Here is an 18,555-nt window from a genome sequence, read left to right as displayed (position 1 = left end):
TCATGTCGATGGTGCAAGCGCCACTGCCGGCCACGAAGGCGGAGTCCACCTTCGCCTCCGTGGCCGGCGGCCGGCCGCGGCGGCGAGGACTCTCGCTGCTCACGGCCCGCCCCTGGCTTCTTCTCGCTCCCGGGCTGGTCATCCTCGCGGTGCTCATGCTCTGGCCGCTCATCCAGGTGTTCATCTTCTCGCTGCAGGACTACGGTCTGCGCGAGATCAACACCGGCGAGAACAACTGGATCGGCGTCGACAACTACATCGAGGCGCTCACCAACCCGACACTCTGGGCTGTGGTCCTGCCCAACACCGTCGGATTCGCCGCCGTCGCGGTGTTCGTCACGGTGGCGGTCGGCACGCTGGTCGCGCTGCTGCTCGCGAAGCTCGGCACGGTCTGGCGCACCATCGTCTCGAGCTGCATCATGGTCGCGTGGGCGATGCCCGCCGTGACCGGCACCTATGTCTGGACGTTCATCTTCGACGCCGACAGGGGCATCTTCAACACGACCCTGCAGAATCTCGGCCTGATGGACGAGCCGGTCAACTGGTTCACCAACCAGTGGTCCTTCTATGCGATCGTGCTGCTCAACGTCGTGCACCACGGCTTCCCGTTCGTGGCGATCACGGTGCTCGCCGGTCTCCTCGGAGTCTCGAAGGAGATGCTCGAGGCCGCGGCACTCGACGGGGCCAACGCCTGGATGCGCTTCTGGAAGATCATCTTCCCGACGCTCAAGCCGGTCTTCTCCGTCGTCATCATCCTCTCGACGATCTGGGACTTCAAAGTCTTCGCGCAGGTCTATCTGATGCCGGGCGGTGGGGGAGGCAACCGGTCGGTGCTCAACCTCGGCGTCTGGTCCTATGTCGAATCCTTCGGCCAGAACCGCTACGGGTTCGGCGCCGCCCTCGCCGTGCTGCTCACCCTCGTACTGATCGGAATCACGATCGTGTACATCCGCTCCCTGATGAAGGAGGACGAGCTGTGAACCCCCGCCCGTCCGCCATGTCGCGCCTCGGCACCGGCATCGCGATCGCCGCCGTCCTGATCTTCACGCTGTTCCCCGTGTACTGGATGGTGTCCAGCGCCCTCGACGCCAAGGCCTCGAGCGGCGGTCAGTCGCTGCTCCCGCAGGAGTTCACGTTCGACAACTTCGCGTACGTGCTCACCGACGGCGGCTTCGGCACCTATCTGCGCAATTCCGCGATCGTGGCCCTCGTCACGGTGCTCGTCAGCGCGCTGGTGTGCCTGCTCGCGGCGGTCGCCGTCGCGCGCTTCCGCTTCAAATTCCGCACCACCATCCTCATGATGATCCTCATCGTGCAGATGGTGCCGCTCGAGGCTCTCGTCATCCCGCTGTTCCTGCAGGTGAAGAGCCTCGGGCTGCTCAACAGCATCCTGGGCCTGATGGTCGTCTACGTCGCGCTCTCACTCGCCTTCGGGATCTGGATGCTGCGCGGGTTCGTCGCCGCGGTTCCGGTCGAGCTCGAAGAGGCCGCGTACATCGACGGCGCCAGCTGGTGGCGGATGTTCCGGTCGATCCTGCTGCCGCTCGTGATGCCCGGCCTCGTTGCCACGAGCATCTTCAGCTTCATCACCGCGTGGAACGAGTTCATCTTCGCCATGACGATCCTCGGCAGCGCGACCGATCAGTACACGGTGTCGATCGGTCTGAAGTCGTTCTTCGGCCTGCACTCGAACGACTGGGGCAGCATCATGGCCGCGTCGACGATCATCACGATCCCCGTCATGATCTTCTTCGTGATCGTGCAGCGCCGTCTCTCGGCCGGCATGGTCGCCGGAGCGGTGAAGGGATGACCGACGAGCTCACACGCCTCGCGAATGCGGTGCTCTGGCCGGGCTTCCTCGGCACCGAGGCACCGGGCTGGCTTCTCGCCGAGCTGCGTGACGGCCTGGCGGGCGTGGTGTACTTCAGCCAGAACGTCGGAGACGGGCTGTCTGCCCTGAGCGACGAGATCCTTCGCGCGAATCCCGACGCCCTGATCGGGATCGACGAGGAGGGCGGCAATGTCACGCGTCTCGAGTCTGCGGCGGGGTCCACCCTCCCGGGGGCTGCCCAGCTCGGGATCGTCGACGATGTCGAGGCGACGAGGCACTCCGGTGCGGAGCTCGCGCGACGAGTCGCGGCGATCGGCGCCAACGTGGTGCTCGGTCCTGTCGCCGACGTGAACACGGATCCGCGGAATCCTGTTATCGGCGTCCGGTCCTTCGGCAGCGACGCAGAACTCGTGTCCCGGCATGTGCAGGCGGCCGTCGACGGTCTGCAGAGCAATGCGGTCGCTGCGTGCGTCAAGCACTTCCCCGGCCACGGCGACACGCATCTGGACTCGCACCACGCGCTGCCCGAGATATCGCTCGGCATCGAGGAGTTCGAGCGTGTTCACCTCGAGCCGTTCCGTGCGGCGATCGCCGCGGGAGTCGATGCCGTCATGACCGCGCACATCGTCGTGCCCTCGTGGGGGCACGAGCCGGCGACGCTCAATCCGAGGGTTCTCGGGATGCTGCGCGACTGGGGCTTCGACGGCGTCATCATCACGGACGCGCTCGACATGGCTGCCATCCGCGAGACCGTCGGCATCGGTCAGGGCGCCGCACGTGCTCTCGCAGCCGGCGCCGATCTGCTGTGCATCGGCAATCCGACGAACCGGGGCGAAGCGACGCTCCCCGATCAGGACAGACGAGACTTCCTCGCCGCCCGCGACGGGATCCTCGCGGCGGTGAGCGACGGCTCCCTGCCGCGCGAACGACTCGCCGCCGCGGCTCGGCGAGTCACCCGACTCGGTGAGACTCTCCGGTCCCGCGCCGTCACGGCGCCTCCCGTCGACTACGACGGATCGGAGATCGTGCGACGAGCGGTCACCGGTGCGAGAGCGGATGCCGTCGCGCTCGCGGTCGTCGATGCCCGCCGTCGTTCGACTCTCGCTGTCGACAGCGCCTCCGCGTATGTGGCTGAGACGCTCGCCGCCGACGGCCACCGCGTTCGTGTCGACGTCGCGCGCACGTCGCTCGACGAGCAGGACGCGGCCCTCGAGCAAGCGGTTCTCGCGGAGGGGGTGACGGTCATCCTGCTGGATCGGCCTGACGCCGACGACGCGCAGCGCTCGCTGGTCGAGCGCGCCGCTGCGCGCGACCCCGAGGCGGTCGTGGTCAACGTGGGACTCGCGGCTCGGCGACCTCTGCCGCTTCCCGTCGTGGAGGTCGCATCCGCGAGCAGGATCGGTGCCCAGGCCGCCAGAGATCGACTGACCGGGGGGCCTTCGCGCCGCGCCGATCAGACTCCGGGCAGCGCAGCCGGGGCCGACTGAGGCAGGATGACACCGTGGACGACGATGTTCTCGCGCTGGTGCGCCGATCCGTTCCTCGACTGAGTGCTGCAGAAGCACGGGTCGCGGAGACGATCCTCGGCGACCCCACGCTCGTCGTCGATCTCGCCATCAACGATCTCGCTCAGCTCTGCCACACCTCGCTGTCGACCGTGGCAAGATTCGCGCAGTCGCTCGGCTTCAGCGGATATCGGGAACTGCGGGTCGCGGTCGCTCGCACGGTCACGCTCGCGCAGGCGCAGCGGGCGCGTTTCGGTCTCGACACCACGGCGATCGACCCTGACGACGAGCCGTCGGCGATCGCCGCGAAGCTCGCTGCTCAGGAGATCGACGCGATCGAGAAGACGGCGCTCGGGCTCGATGCGGACGCACTGGACCGGGTCGCGAGAGCCGTCGTGGCGGCCCGCCACATCGACCTGTTCGGCCAGGCGGCCTCGTCGTTGACCGCCCAGGACCTTCAGCAGAAGCTCGCCCGCATAGGCTGCTCGGTCGCCCACTCCGCCGATCCGCATCTCGCCCTCACGACGGCGTCGCTGCGGACCTCCGACGACGTGGTCATCGCGTTCTCGCACGGAGGCGAGACCCAGGAGGTCGTCCGCTCCGTCGAGATCGCCCGAGACGCCGGCGCGCTGTCGGTGGCGATCACGAGCGCCCCGGACTCGACGCTCGCGCTCGCTGCCGACATCGCGCTGGTCACGTACGCGCAGGAATCGCCGTTCCGCATGGCGGCGATGTCGAGCCGCATCGCGCAGCTGGCGCTGGTCGACATCCTCTTCGTGCGGGTCGTGCAGCACCGGGGCGAGCCCGTGGTCATCCCGCTGCAGCTCACGCACGACGCCGCCGCACCCCGTCGCCGTCGCTAGGAGCTGTCGCCGGGGCTCCCGCGTGACCGTCAGCGGGTGACTGCCGTGTCAGCGGGTGCGATGGGGGCGTGATCAGTCGATGTGATCGCGGGTGCTCAGCAGCGCTCTGGTCGCGATCCTGTGCGCGCGGGCCAGGCTGCCGGTGAGCGAGAGCCCCGTCAGCACGCCGGCGAGGAAACCGGCGGCGAACGCGTCCCCCGCGCCGATGGACTCCACGACGGGGACGTCGAGCGATCTGCTGTCGGTGCGCTCGGCTCCGTCGAACGCCACGGCACCGTCGGGGCTCGTGGCGATCAGATACCTCGGCTCGGGGAACAGCTCGCGCAGCCGATCCGGCTCGGAAGTGCCGAACACCGACTCTGCGTCGGGTCGAGTGCAGAACGCGATGTCGGCGCGACGGACGTAGTCCGAGAGCGCTGCACGCCCCTCGTCCTCGCGTCCGCGCCAGAGCGCCGGGCGCCAGTTCACGTCGAAGCTGAGCAGTCGACCGTCGCGGGGCGCATCGAACAGGGCATCCTGCGCTGCACGAGCGGAATCCGAGAGGGCGGGCGTGATGCCCGAGGTGTGCACCAGCGTCGCCTGAGCCAGAAGAGCGGATGCTGCGGGGGACTCGAAGGTCGCAGGCGACAGCGCCGCGGCCGCGGAACCCGAACGGTAGTAGTGCATCCTCCCGTCGATGGAGCCGTCCGGACGAGGCGACAGCTCCTTCACATAGAGACCGGTGGGGGCCTCTGCGTCGATGTCGACGGCCGAATCGTCGACCTCGTGCCTGCGCAGCTCGGACGTGAGGAACCGACCGAAGCCGTCGTCGCCCACGCGGGACACCACAGCGGTGCGGATCCCCGCGGATGCCAGCGCGATCGCGGTGTTCCACTCCGCGCCGGCGAGGGACCGATGGAAGGTTCGCACGTCCTCGAGGGGCGCGGCGGTGACGGGGACGAAAGAGACGAGACCCTCGCCGACGCAGACGGCGAGGGGATATGTGTCGGGCACGCTCTGGAGGCTACCGGATCGACCACGGCACCGGACATCCGTAACAGGAATGCAACCTGGAGGTGTTTGCATCGGTATGCACACTGGGTAGCGTCAAGGCATCACCGTTTCCGAAGTCGACGATGTCTTCGGAACGCGCACAGCAGCGCTCGACAGGAAGGTCACACAATGCACCACTCAGTCATGCGTCGGCGAGGACTCCTCGCCGTCACCGGAGCCGCACTCGCGGCACTGGTCCTCTCCGGATGCGTCGCCAGCGAGCGCGGCGACGACAGCGGAGAGGCTGCCGGAGATGTCGACGGCACTTTCGTGTTCGCCGCCTCATCCGACCCGGCAAGCCTCGACCCGGCATTCGCCCAGGACGGCGAGAGCTTCCGTGTCTCACGGCAGATGTTCGAGGGCCTCGTGGGCACCGAGCCCGGCACGGCCGACCCGGCGCCGCTGCTGGCCGAGTCGTGGGAGTCGTCCGAAGACGGCATGAGCCACACCTTCACCCTGAAGGAAGACGTCACGTTCCACGACGGCACCCCGTTCAACGCCGAAGCCGTGTGCGCGAACTTCGACCGCTGGTACAACTGGACCGGCCTCGCCGCATCAGAGGCGTTCGGCTACTACTACAACAAGCTCTTCAAGGGCTACGCCGACAGCCCGGCGGACGCCGTCTACAAGTCCTGCACCCCTGACGGCGACTACTCCGTCACCATCGACCTGAACAAGCCGTTCGCCGGCTTCGTCGCGTCGCTGTCGCTGCCGTCGTTCTCGATGCAGAGCCCGTCGGCGCTGCAGGAGTTCGGCGCCGACGACGTGAGCGGCTCCGCCGAGGCTCCTGTGCTCTCGGAGTACGCGATGGGCCACCCCGTCGGCACCGGTCCGTTCCAGTTCGATGAGTGGGCGCCGGGCGAGCAGGTCACGCTCAAGGCATACGGCGACTACTGGGGCGAGCCCGGCCAGATCGACGAGATCATCTTCCGCACCATCGACGACCCCACGGCTCGCCGTCAGGCGCTCGAGTCCGGTTCGATCGACGGGTACGACCTCGTCGGCCCCGCCGACACCCAGGCGCTCGAGGACGACGGCTTCACCATGGTGTCGCGTCCTCCGTTCACGATCCTGTACCTCGCGTTCAACCAGGCCATCCCGGAGCTGCAGGACCCGAAGGTCCGTGAGGCGCTCTCGTACGCGGTCGACAAGGACGCGCTGATCAGCCAGGTCCTGCCCGAGGGCACCGAGAAGGCGATCGAGTTCGTGCCCGACACCGTCAACGGCTACAACCCCGACGTCACGACGTACGACTACGACCCCGAGAAGGCCAAGTCGCTGCTCGCAGAGGCCGGCTACGACGAGGCCAACCCGCTGAAGCTCACCTTCAACTACCCGGTCAACGTCTCGCGTCCGTACATGCCGGACCCCGAGCAGATCTTCACGGTGCTCTCGTCGCAGCTCGCCGAGGTCGGCGTCGAGACCACCCCGGTCTCGGAGGAGTGGGTCGAGTACCTCGACCGCACCACGGGCACGGCCGACCACGGAATCCACCTGCTCGGCTGGACCGGCGACTACAACGACACCGACAACTTCGTCGGAGTCTTCTTCGGACAGCAGAGCTCTGAGTGGGGCTTCGACAACCCCGAACTGTTCCAGAAGCTGAACGAGGCCCGTGGCGTCTCCAACCTCGAGGACCAGACGGCCCTCTACGAGGAGATCAACGAGATGGTCGCGCAGTTCATCCCCGGCGTCCCGCTCGCGCACCCGGCGCCGACTCTGGCGTTCGACCCGCGCGTCGAGAGCTACCCCGCCAGCCCGGTGAACGACGAGGTCTTCACGGACATCGTCCTCACCGAGTAGGTCTGACCGACTGAGATGCCCACCCGGGTCTCCGCGCTCGCCGCGGAGGCCCGGGACCGGCGTACCTTCTGATCAACGGAGACCTCTTGCTGCGCACCATCGGCAGGCGACTGCTTTTCCTCATTCCCACACTGATCGGCCTCAGCATCCTGCTGTTCGCCTGGGTCAGGGCCCTGCCAGGCGGCCCGGCCGTCGCTCTTCTCGGCGAGAAGGCGACTCCGGACGCCATCGCCAGAGTCAACGAACTGTACGGCTTCAACAAGCCGATCATCGAGCAGTACTTCATCTGGATCGGACGCCTGCTGCAGGGCGACTTCGGCACATCGATCCAGACCAACCGGCCCGTGACGGAGGAGTTCTTCCGTCGCTTCCCGGCCACCATCGAGCTGAGCGTTGTCGCGCTCATCTTCGCCATCGGCGTCGGCATTCCGCTCGGGTACTGGGCCGCCCGTCGTCACGGCAAGTTCACCGATCACGCATCGGTGGTTCTGAGCCTTGTCGGCATCACCATCCCGGTGTTCTTCCTGGCCTTCATCCTGAAATACGTGTTCGCGGTGCAGCTCGGGTGGCTTCCCTCGGACGGGCGTCAGGACCCGCGGATAGATGCCACGCACCCGACGGGCTTCTATGTCTGGGACGGCATCATCACGGGGGAGTTCGACGCCTCGTGGGACGCGCTGGTGCACCTGGTGCTCCCGGCACTCGCGCTCGGCACGATCCCGCTCGCGATCATCGTCCGCATCACCAGGGCGAGCGTTCTCGAGGTTCAGAACGCCGACTACGTGCGCACCGGTCGAGCGAAGGGCGTCGGGTCGTCGACGCTGCGCAGTCGCTTCATCCTGCGCAACGCGATGCTGCCGGTGATCACGACCATCGGTCTGCAGACCGGACTCCTGATCTCGGGGGCGGTGCTCACCGAGACGGTGTTCGCGTTCCCCGGCATCGGATCCTTCCTCGCGAGGGCGATCTTCACTCGGGACTTCCCGGTGCTCCAGGGATTCATCATCTTCATCGCGATCGCCTACGCGCTGATCAACCTGGCGGTCGACGTGTCCTACAGCTTCATCGATCCGAGAGTGCGGGTGCAGTGATGGCCCGTCTCGTTCTCCGAAAGGGGGTGGCGTCATGACCATCTCGCTCCCACCCGCGCAGGGACCATCCGCAGCGAGCGGCGAGGTCGTCGACACCGTCGCCGTCGGCCGGGCCGGCCTCACAGAGGGGCCAGGCGGATTCTGGCGCGACGTGTTCCGCCGCCTCCGCCGCAACCCCACCGCGTGGATCGGCGCCGGAATCGTCCTGGTGTTCATCCTGGTGTCCGTGCTCGCTCCGATCCTCGCGCCGTACCCCGAGACCGCGCTGCCCGGCGCGAAGTTCATCACGCCCACGAACATCCCAGGGCCAGGTGAGCTCCCCGAGTTCCCCCTCGGCCTCGACCGCTTCGGCGGCGACGTGCTGTCCAAGCTCATCTGGGGCGCGCAGGCGTCGCTGCTGATCGGTGTCATCTCGACCGCTCTGGGTCTGGTCGGCGGAATGATCCTCGGGCTGCTCGCCGGCACCTTCGGCGGATGGGTCGACACACTCATCATGCGCATCGTCGACATCATCCTCTCGGTGCCTAACCTGCTGCTGGCCGTCTCGATCGCCGCGATCCTGGGCCAGACGCCCTTCGCGGTGATGATCGCGATCGGTGCATCGCAGGTGCCGATCTTCGCCCGCCTGCTGCGCGCATCGATGCTGCAGCAGCGATCGAGCGACTACGTGCTCTCGGCCCAGACGCTGGGTCTCGGGCGCGGTCAGATCACCATGTCGCACGTGCTGCCCAACGCGATCGGCCCGGTCATCGTGCAGGGGACGCTCACGCTCGCGACCGCTGTCATCGATGCGGCGGCGCTCTCGTTCCTCGGTCTCGGCGGCGGTCGTCCCGAGACAGCTGAGTGGGGACGCATGCTCACCTACGCGCAGGCCGAGCTCGCCATCGCGCCGTGGCTGGCATTCCTGCCAGGTATCTGCATCGCGGTCACCGCACTCGGCTTCACCCTGTTCGGTGAGGCTCTGCGCGAGGCCATGGACCCGAGGACGAGAGCACGATGAACGCTGCGAAAGAGAACCGGGCGCAGGACGCGCCCCTGCTGTCGGTCGAGGGCCTCGCCGTCGACTTCGCCACCATGGACGGCGTCGTGCACGCCGTCGAGGGCGTCGACCTCGAGATCGCCCCTGGCGAGACCGTCGCGATCGTGGGGGAGTCGGGGTCGGGCAAGTCGACGACCGCGATGGCCATCATCGGTCTGCTCGCCGGGGGCGGCCGCGTCGCCGCGGGCAGCATCCGTCTCGACGGCCGTGACATCACGCGTGCCTCCGAGAACGAACTGCGCACGATCAGAGGGCGTGACATCGGGCTCGTGCCGCAGGACCCGATGTCGAACCTCAATCCGGTCGCCAAGATCGGCACCCAGGTCGCCGAGACGCTCCTCGCGCACGGTCTCGCCACCAGGCAGAACGTGAAGGAGAAGGTCATCGAGGCGCTCACGGCCGCAGGCCTGCCCGACCCGGAACGACGCGCGAAGCAGTATCCGCACGAGTTCTCGGGCGGCATGCGTCAGCGGGCGCTGATCGCGATCGGCCTGGCGTGCAAGCCTCGTCTGCTGATCGCGGACGAGCCGACCAGTGCGCTCGACGTCACCGTGCAGCACACGATCCTCGACCAGATCGGTCAGATGACGCGCGAGCTCGGCACCGCGGTGCTGCTCATCACGCACGACCTGGGTCTCGCCGCCGAGCGAGCCGAGCGCGTCGTCGTGATGCACCGCGGCAAGGTCGTCGAGCAGGGGCCGGCCCGGCAGATCCTCGAGGCTCCGCAGCATCCGTACACCCAGTCGCTCGTGGCGGCGGCGCCCTCGGTGGCGGCGGCGCGCCTGCGGCCGGAGGCGTTCCGTGTCTCGGAGCGGCCCGCCGAGGAGACGGATGCTCCCGCTGCAGCGGATGCCGTCGCCCCGGAAGGCCCGACGGCCGACAACATCGTGGAGTTCGAGCACCTCACCAAGGTGTATCCGGTCCGAGGGCAGAAGGAGGACTTCGTCGCGGTCGACGATGTCTCTCTCGCGATCCCTCGGGGAGAGACGGTCGCCATCGTGGGTGAGTCCGGGTCGGGCAAGACCACCACGGCGCGGATGCTGCTGAAGATCATCGAGCCGACGAGCGGCCTCATCCGCTACGGGGGCAAGGACATCGCATCGCTCGATCGAGCGGAGACGAAGGACTTCCGCCAGCGAGTGCAGCCGATCTTCCAGGATCCGTACTCGAGCCTGAATCCGATGTTCACGATCGAGCGCCTGATCTCCGAGCCGCTCGACTTCTACAAGCGGGGGAGCAGCGCAGACCGACGCAAGCGCGTGCGCCAGCTGCTCGACGACGTGGCGCTGCCGCAGTCGATGCTGCGGCGGTATCCGTCGGAGCTGTCGGGCGGACAGCGGCAGCGCGTCGCGATCGCCCGAGCGCTCGCCCTCTCGCCCGACCTGATCGTGTGCGACGAGCCGGTGTCGGCGTTGGACGTGCTCGTGCAGGATCAGATCCTGAAACTCCTCGGCGACCTGCAGACCGAGTACGGGCTCAGCTATCTGTTCATCTCGCACGACCTCGCTGTGGTGCGCCTGATCAGCGACTACGTGTGCGTGATGAAGGACGGAGCCCTCGTCGAGGCGGCCTCGTCGGAGGAGATCTTCACGAATCCGCGCGATCCGTACACGCGGCGTCTGCTGGCGTCGATCCCGGGGAACGAACTCAACATCGCCTCCTAGGGCGATCGCGGGACGATCCTCTCGACCTTCTTCGGGTGCCAATACCGCAGCATCCGAAGAAGGTCAAGGATTGAGCTTGCCATGTCGCAAGTTCCTGCGTATAGTTGGTAGTTGCGCTCGCTTCTCCCTGCCCTCATATGGTGGTCGGCATTTCGTTGAGCATCCGGGCGCACACTCACCTGACGACAAAGGAATCGAGAAGCCCTGCGGGGCTCACGGAGGTTATTCCCTTGGCTGCTGCTCGCAACGCATCCACCACCACCACCACTAAGAACGGACGCGGAGCATCCCGTCTTTCGTTCGCCAAGATCTCCGACACGCTGACGGTCCCTGACCTTCTCGCTCTGCAGACCGAATCCTTCGGCTGGCTCGTCGGCAACGACGCCTGGAAGGCTCGTGTCGCAGAGGCCAAGAAGGCCGGCCGCACAGACGTGAACGAGAACAGCGGCCTCGGCGAGATCTTCGAGGAGATCTCCCCGATCGAGGACCTCGGCGAAACGATGCAGCTGTCGTTCACGAACCCGTACCTCGAGCCGGAGAAGTACTCGATCGAGGAGTGCAAGGAGCGTGGCAAGACCTACGCCGCTCCGCTGTACGTCGAGGCCGAGTTCATGAACCACCTCACGGGTGAGATCAAGACCCAGACGGTCTTCATGGGCGACTTCCCGCTGCAGACCGACAAGGGAACGTTCATCATCAACGGCTCCGAGCGCGTCGTCGTCTCGCAGCTCGTGCGTTCGCCCGGTGTCTACTTCGACAAGACCCCCGACAAGACGTCCGATAAGGACATCGTGTCGGCGCGCGTCATCCCGAGCCGTGGTGCATGGCTCGAGTTCGAGATCGACAAGCGCGACCAGGTCGGCGTGCGCGTCGACCGCAAGCGCAAGCAGTCGGTCACCGTGTTCCTCAAGGCGCTGGGCATGACCAGCGAGGAGATCCTCACGGAGTTCGCCGGCTACACCTCGATCGAGGAGACGCTCGCGAAGGACACCATCGTCACGAAGGAAGATGCGCTTCGCGACATCTACCGCAAGCTGCGTCCGGGCGAGCAGGTCGCTGCCGAGGCTGCGCGTGCGCTGCTCGACAACTTCTACTTCAACCCGAAGCGCTACGACCTGGCGAAGGTGGGTCGTTACAAGATCAACCACAAGCTCGGTCTCGACGCACCGCTGACCGACTCGGTCCTCACGGTTCAGGACATCGTCGCGACGATCAAGTACCTCGTGCGTCTGCACGCAGGCACGGAAGAGACCTTCCCCGGCATCCGCTCGGGCAAGAAGGCCGACATCCGCATCGCGACCGACGATATCGACAACTTCGGCAACCGTCGCATCCGCGCGGTGGGCGAGCTGATCCAGAACCAGGTCCGCACCGGTCTCTCCCGCATGGAGCGCGTCGTCCGCGAGCGCATGACCACGCAGGACATCGAGGCGATCACGCCGCAGACCCTGATCAACGTGCGCCCCGTCGTCGCCGCGATCAAGGAGTTCTTCGGAACCTCGCAGCTCTCGCAGTTCATGGATCAGAACAACCCGCTCGCGGGTCTGACCAACAAGCGCCGCCTCTCGGCTCTCGGCCCCGGTGGTCTGAGCCGTGACCGCGCAGGTGTCGAGGTCCGTGACGTCCACCCGTCGCACTACGGCCGCATGTGCCCCATCGAGACCCCTGAAGGCCCGAACATCGGTCTGATCGGTGCTCTCGCGACCTTCGCGCGCATCAACTCGTTCGGCTTCATCGAGACCCCGTACCGCAAGGTCGAGGGTGGCGTCGTCACCGAGCACATCGATTACCTGACCGCTTCCGAAGAGGTCGACTTCAACATCGCGCAGGCCAACGCCCCGCTCGACAAGAACGGTCGCTTCCGCGAGAGCCACGTCCTCGCACGCCCCAAGGGCGGTAGCGGTGAGGTGGATCTCTTCCTCCCCGAGGAGATCGGCTACATCGACGTCTCGCCGCGCCAGATGGTGTCGGTCGCGACCTCGCTCGTGCCGTTCCTCGAGCACGACGACGCACAGCGCGCGCTCATGGGCGCCAACATGCAGCGTCAGGCTGTGCCGCTGCTGCGCAGCGACTCGCCTCTCGTCGGAACCGGTATGGAGGGCTACACAGCCATCGACGCCGGCGACGTGCTCACGGCTGAGAAGCCGGGTGTCGTCACCGAGGTCTCGGCAGACCGCGTCACCGTCATGCTCGACGAGGGCGGGACGCAGGACTACCACCTGCGCAAGTTCGACCGCTCCAACCAGGGCACGTCGTACAACCAGAAGGTCGTCGTCAACGAGGGCGACCGGGTCGAGGTCGGAGAGGTCATCGCTGATGGCCCCGCCACCGAGAACGGCGAGCTGGCACTCGGAAAGAACCTCCTCGTCGCGTTCATGACGTGGGAAGGCTACAACTTCGAGGACGCGATCATCCTCAGCCAGGACCTCGTGAAGGACGACACCCTCTCCTCGATCCACATCGAGGAATACGAGGTCGACGCCCGCGACACGAAGCTCGGCAAGGAGGAGATCACCCGTGATCTCCCCAACGTCAGCCCTGAGCTGCTGAAGGATCTCGACGAGCGCGGCATCATCCGCATCGGTGCCGAGGTCCGCCCCGGCGACATCCTCGTCGGCAAGGTCACGCCGAAGGGCGAGACCGAGCTGTCGGCGGAAGAGCGTCTGCTCCGCGCGATCTTCAACGAGAAGAGCCGCGAGGTCCGTGACACCTCTCTGAAGGTGCCCCACGGTGAGCAGGGCACGATCATCGCCGTCAAGGAGTTCAACGCCGAGGACGGCGACGACGAGCTCGGCTCGGGCGTCAACCGCCGCGTCGTGGTCTACATCGCCCAGAAGCGCAAGATCACCGAGGGTGACAAGCTCGCCGGTCGTCACGGCAACAAGGGTGTCATCGCGAAGATCCTCCCGATCGAGGACATGCCGTTCCTCGCGGACGGAACTCCGGTCGACATCGTGCTGAACCCGCTGGGTATCCCGGGTCGAATGAACTTCGGCCAGGTGCTCGAGACCCACCTCGGGTGGATCGCGAAGCAGGGCTGGAAGGTCGAGGGAACCCCCGAGTGGGCTGCGAAGCTCCCGACGGACGCCTTCGAGGCCGCCCCCGGCACCAAGGTCGCCACCCCGGTGTTCGACGGTGCGAGCGAGGAGGAGATCGCAGGTCTCCTCGACGCGACCATCCCGACCCGCGACGGCGTCCGCCTGATCGACTCCAGCGGAAAGGCCCAGATGTTCGACGGCCGCTCCGGCGAGCCGTTCCCGGCGCCGATCTCGGTGGGCTACATGTACATCCTGAAGCTGCACCACCTGGTCGACGACAAGATCCACGCGCGTTCGACCGGTCCGTACTCGATGATCACCCAGCAGCCGCTCGGTGGTAAGGCGCAGTTCGGTGGGCAGCGATTCGGTGAGATGGAGGTGTGGGCCCTCGAGGCCTACGGCGCCGCATACGCGCTCCAGGAGCTCCTCACGATCAAGTCCGACGACATCCTCGGCCGCGTCAAGGTGTACGAGGCGATCGTCAAGGGCGAGAACATCCAGGAGCCCGGCATCCCCGAGTCCTTCAAGGTGCTCATGAAGGAGATGCAGTCGCTCTGCCTGAACGTCGAGGTCCTCTCGGCAGACGGCACGCTCGTCAACCTGCGTGACACCGACGACGAGGCCTTCCGCGCTGCGGAGGAGCTCGGCATCAACATCTCCAGCCGCTTCGAGGCCGCCTCGATCGACGAGATCTAAGGTTCCGGCCGCCGCGCCGAGGTTCACCCCGGCGCGGCGGCCCACCTCCCCGATTTCTTCAAAAAGAATTCCTACACAGGAGAATTTGTGCTCGAGTCAAACACTTTCGATGAGCTTCGCATCGGCCTGGCCACCGCGGACCACATCCGCGCCTGGTCCTACGGCGAGGTCAAGAAGCCTGAAACCATCAACTACCGCACCCTGAAGCCGGAGAAGGACGGTCTCTTCGGAGAGCAGATCTTCGGCCCGTCCCGCGACTGGGAGTGCGCCTGCGGAAAGTACAAGCGTGTCCGCTTCAAGGGCATCGTCTGCGAGCGCTGCGGCGTCGAGGTCACCAAGTCCTCGGTCCGTCGTGAGCGCATGGGTCACATCGAGCTCGCCGCTCCCGTCACCCACATCTGGTACTTCAAGGGTGTTCCGTCGCGTCTGGGCTACCTGCTCGACATGGCGCCGAAGGACCTCGAGAAGGTCATCTACTTCGCCGCCTACATGGTCATCTCGGTCGACGAGGATGCTCGTCACCGCGACCTGGGCACGCAGGAGAACAACATCCGTCTCGAGCTGAAGACGCTCGGAGACCGTCGCGACGCGAAGATCGCCGAGCGCCTGGCTCGCCTGGAGGAGGAGCTCGCTTCCCTCGAGGCGGAGGGTGCCAAGGCCGACGCGAAGAAGAAGGTCAAGGACGCCGCCGAGAAGGAGATGTCGCTCATCCGCAAGGGTGCCGACGAGGCGATCGCCAAGCTCGAGCGCGTGTGGGAAGACTTCCGCACCCTCGAGGTCGGCGCGCTGCGTCCGGAGGACGACGTCTTCCACGAGCTCCAGGACCGCTTCGGTCAGTACTTCGAGGCCTACATGGGCGCCGAGTCGATCCAGCGTCGCCTCGCGGCGTTCGACCTGGCCGCCGAGGCCGAGAGCCTGCACCTGCAGATCTCCGAGGGCAAGGGTCAGCGCAAGATCCGCGCGATCAAGCGTCTGAAGGTCGTCAACTCGTTCCTGGAGACCGGCATGAGCCCGGCCGCCATGGTTCTCGACGTCGTCCCGGTGATCCCGCCGGAGCTGCGCCCGATGGTGCAGCTCGACGGTGGCCGCTTCGCGACCTCCGACCTCAACGACCTCTACCGTCGTGTGATCAACCGCAACAACCGTCTTCGTCGTCTGATCGACCTCGGTGCCCCCGAGATCATCGTCAACAACGAGAAGCGGATGCTGCAGGAGGCCGTCGACGCACTGTTCGACAACGGCCGCCGTGGTCGTCCCGTCACTGGTACCGGCAACCGCGCCCTGAAGTCCCTCAGCGACATGCTGAAGGGCAAGCAGGGTCGCTTCCGTCAGAACCTGCTCGGAAAGCGTGTCGACTACTCCGGCCGTTCGGTCATCATCGTCGGTCCGCAGCTGAAGCTGCACCAGTGCGGTCTGCCCAAGCAGATGGCTCTGGAGCTCTTCAAGCCGTTCGTGATCAAGCGCCTGATTGACCTCGGTCACTCGCAGAACATCAAGGCAGCCAAGCGCGCTGTCGAGCGCACGCGTCCCGAGGTCTGGGACGTGCTCGAGGAGATCATCCGCGAGCGTCCCGTGCTGCTCAACCGTGCACCCACCCTGCACCGTCTGGGCATCCAGGCCTTCGAGCCTCAGCTCGTCGAGGGCAAGGCCATCCAGCTGCACCCGCTCGTCTGCGCGGCGTTCAACGCCGACTTCGACGGTGACCAGATGGCTGTCCACCTGCCGCTGTCGGTCGAGGCTCAGGCCGAGGCCCGCGTGCTGATGCTCGCGTCGAACAACATCCTGAAGCCGTCCGACGGCCGCCCGGTGACCCTGCCTTCGCAGGACATGATCATCGGTCTGCACCACCTGACCACGGTCAAGGCGGGCGCAGCCGGTGAGGGCCGTGCATTCGGTTCGGTGGGCGAGGCGATCCTGGCGAAGGACGAGGGAACCCTCGACCTGCAGGCCAAGGTCCGCATCCGCATCCCGGGTCTGACGTTCCTCGAGGGCGAAGCTCCCGAGGGCTACGAGCGTCACGGTCTCGTCGACGCATCGCTCGGTCAGGCGATCTTCAACGACACGCTGCCCAAGGGATACCCGTTCGTCCGCGAGCAGGCTGACAAGAACAAGCTGTCGCAGATCGTCAACAAGCTGGCCGAGGAGTACCCCAAGGTCGAGACGGCTGCGTCGCTGGACCGCATCAAGGACGCCGGTTTCTACTGGGCGACTCGCTCCGGTGTGACCGTCGCTCTGAGCGACATCCTGACGCCGCCGAACAAGGCGGAGATCGTCGCCGGCTACGAGAAGCAGGCCGCGAAGGTCCAGTCGCAGTACGAGAAGGGCCTGACGACCGACACCGAGCGTCGCCAGGAGCTCATCAAGATCTGGACCGAGGCGACCGACGAGGTTCAGGCCGCGATGCGGGCGAACTTCCCCGAAGACAACACCATCAACCGCATGGTGTCGTCCGGTGCTCGTGGTAACTGGCTGCAGATCCGGAACATCGCCGGTATGCGTGGTCTCGTCAACAACCCCAAGGGTGAGATCATCCCGCGTCCGATCATCTCCTCGTACCGCGAGGGACTGTCGGTGGCGGAGTACTTCATCGCGACGCACGGTACCCGTAAGGGTCTGGCTGACACCGCTCTGCGTACCGCCGACTCGGGTTACCTGACCCGTCGTCTGGTGGATGTCTCGCAGGACGTCATCATCCGCGAAGAGGACTGTGGCACGTCGAAGGGCCTCGAGCTCCCGATCGCCGCTCCGAACTCGCAGGGCGAGCTGGTGCGCGACGCGAACGTCGAGAACTCGGTGTTCGCTCGTACGCTGGCCTCCGACGTGGTCGACAGCAAGGGCGAGGTTCTCGCTTCTGCCGGTGACGACGTGGGTGACGTGCTCATCGACAAGCTGGTCGCACTGGGGGTCGAGAGCATCAAGGTGCGCTCCGTCCTCACCTGTGACTCGGCTGTCGGTGTCTGCGCACAGTGCTACGGCCGTTCGCTCGCGACGGGTAAGACCGTCGACATCGGAGAGGCCGTCGGCATCATCGCGGCCCAGTCGATCGGTGAGCCCGGTACCCAGCTGACGATGCGTACCTTCCACACCGGTGGTTCGGCTTCGGCCGATGACATCACGCAGGGTCTGCCCCGCGTGCAGGAGCTCTTCGAGGCGCGTACCCCCAAGGCTGCGTCGCCGATCGCAGAGGCCGACGGTCGCATCACGATCGACGAGACGGACAAGGCCAAGAGGCTCATCCTGACGCCCGACAACGGTGACGAGGAAGTGATCTACCCGGTCCTGAAGCGTGCGACGCTTCTGGTCGAGGACGGTCAGCACGTCAGCGTCGGTCAGCCGCTCCTGGTCGGAACGCTCGACCCCAAGGAGGTCATGCGTGTCATGGGTGCCCGCGAGGTGCAGCGTTACCTCGTCGGTGGCGTCCAGGGCGTGTACCGCTCGCAGGGTGTGCCGATCCACGACAAGCACATCGAGGTCATCGTCCGTCAGATGCTCCGCAAGGTCACCGTCGTCGATCACGCCGACACGACCCTGCTTCCGGGTGAGATGGTCGACCTCAAGCGCTACCAGGCGATCAACCGCGAGGCTGTGGCAGAGGGCAAGCGCCCCGCGTCCGGCCGTTCGGAGCTGATGGGTATCACGAAGGCGTCGCTCGCGACCGAGTCGTGGCTGTCGGCCGCCTCCTTCCAGGAGACGACCCGAGTGCTCACCGAGGCTGCGATGCAGGGCAAGCGCGACCCGCTGGTCGGTCTCAAGGAGAACGTCATCATCGGTAAGCTCATCCCCGCCGGAACCGGTCTCTCGAAGTACCGCGACGTCACGGTCGAGGCCACCGAGGAAGCCAAGAGCGAGCGCTACCCGAACCGGATCTTCGCATCCGACGGCGCGTACGCTGACGGCGACTTCGGCTACGTCGACTTCGACGCGTTCTCGACGGACGACATCACGCCGGGTACGTACAACTGACGTACTGAGTGAGTGAGAAGGCCCCGGGCG

The 18,555-nt window shown here is 66.3% G+C and carries 11 protein-coding genes; 10 read left to right on the top strand and 1 reads right to left on the bottom strand.

The genetic code is table 11. The features are described 5' to 3' along the window. The first annotated feature begins 2 nt into the window (after positions 1-2). Genes QMA07_RS02635 through QMA07_RS02620 form a run of 4 tightly spaced genes read left to right on the top strand, consistent with a single transcriptional unit; the run spans position 3 to position 4,199 of the window. Entirely contained in the window at positions 3-980 is a 978-nt protein-coding gene (locus tag QMA07_RS02635; RefSeq protein ID WP_290159800.1) for a sugar ABC transporter permease, read from the top strand. After that, positions 977-1,810, top strand: coding sequence for a carbohydrate ABC transporter permease (locus QMA07_RS02630; protein ID WP_290159798.1), 834 nt, complete (start codon positions 977-979; stop codon positions 1,808-1,810). Before QMA07_RS02635 ends, QMA07_RS02630 begins: the two co-directional genes overlap by 4 nt. Further along, positions 1,807-3,318, top strand: a complete 1,512-nt coding sequence (locus QMA07_RS02625) for a glycoside hydrolase family 3 N-terminal domain-containing protein (protein ID WP_290159796.1) — start codon at positions 1,807-1,809, stop codon at positions 3,316-3,318. The genes QMA07_RS02630 and QMA07_RS02625 overlap by 4 nt, the downstream gene beginning before the upstream one ends. Before the next feature lie 14 nt (positions 3,319-3,332). Then, on the top strand, positions 3,333-4,199 hold the full coding sequence (locus tag QMA07_RS02620) for a MurR/RpiR family transcriptional regulator (protein ID WP_290159794.1): 867 nt from the start codon (positions 3,333-3,335) through the stop codon (positions 4,197-4,199). Between the two features lie 72 nt (positions 4,200-4,271). Here QMA07_RS02620 and QMA07_RS02615 read toward each other — a convergent pair whose 3' ends face one another. Next, on the bottom strand, positions 4,272-5,192 hold the full coding sequence (locus QMA07_RS02615; RefSeq protein ID WP_290159792.1) for a sugar kinase: 921 nt from the start codon (positions 5,190-5,192) through the stop codon (positions 4,272-4,274). 168 nt (positions 5,193-5,360) lie between these two features. Here QMA07_RS02615 and QMA07_RS02610 point away from each other — a divergent pair, with 168 nt between their 5' ends. The 6 genes from QMA07_RS02610 to rpoC all read left to right on the top strand — a co-directional run bounded on the left by QMA07_RS02610 (position 5,361) and on the right by rpoC (position 18,525). Further along, positions 5,361-7,034 carry an ABC transporter substrate-binding protein gene (locus QMA07_RS02610; RefSeq protein WP_290159790.1) on the top strand — a complete coding sequence of 558 codons (1,674 nt, stop codon included), beginning with the start codon at positions 5,361-5,363 and terminating at the stop codon, positions 7,032-7,034. A gap of 86 nt (positions 7,035-7,120) precedes the next feature. Continuing rightward, entirely contained in the window at positions 7,121-8,125 is a 1,005-nt protein-coding gene (locus QMA07_RS02605) for an ABC transporter permease (RefSeq protein ID WP_290159789.1), read from the top strand. Between the two features lie 34 nt (positions 8,126-8,159). Then, entirely contained in the window at positions 8,160-9,125 is a 966-nt protein-coding gene (locus QMA07_RS02600; protein WP_290159787.1) for an ABC transporter permease, read from the top strand. Continuing rightward, on the top strand, positions 9,122-10,828 hold the full coding sequence (locus QMA07_RS02595; protein ID WP_290159785.1) for an ABC transporter ATP-binding protein: 1,707 nt from the start codon (positions 9,122-9,124) through the stop codon (positions 10,826-10,828). The genes QMA07_RS02600 and QMA07_RS02595 overlap by 4 nt, the downstream gene beginning before the upstream one ends. A gap of 230 nt (positions 10,829-11,058) precedes the next feature. After that, on the top strand, positions 11,059-14,562 hold the full coding sequence (locus QMA07_RS02590; protein WP_290159783.1) for a DNA-directed RNA polymerase subunit beta: 3,504 nt from the start codon (positions 11,059-11,061) through the stop codon (positions 14,560-14,562). Positions 14,563-14,649: 87 nt separating this feature from the next. Beyond that, a complete protein-coding gene (gene rpoC / locus QMA07_RS02585) occupies positions 14,650-18,525 on the top strand; it encodes a DNA-directed RNA polymerase subunit beta' (RefSeq protein WP_042539086.1) in 3,876 nt (1,291 codons plus the stop codon). The last annotated feature ends 30 nt before the right edge of the window (positions 18,526-18,555 follow it).

This window comes from Microbacterium sp. APC 3901, from assembly GCF_030407765.1.
Taxonomy (GTDB): Bacteria; Actinomycetota; Actinomycetes; order Actinomycetales; family Microbacteriaceae; genus Microbacterium.
Note: the sequence above shows the minus strand (reverse complement) of the source record. Positions and strands in the feature narration are given on the sequence as shown.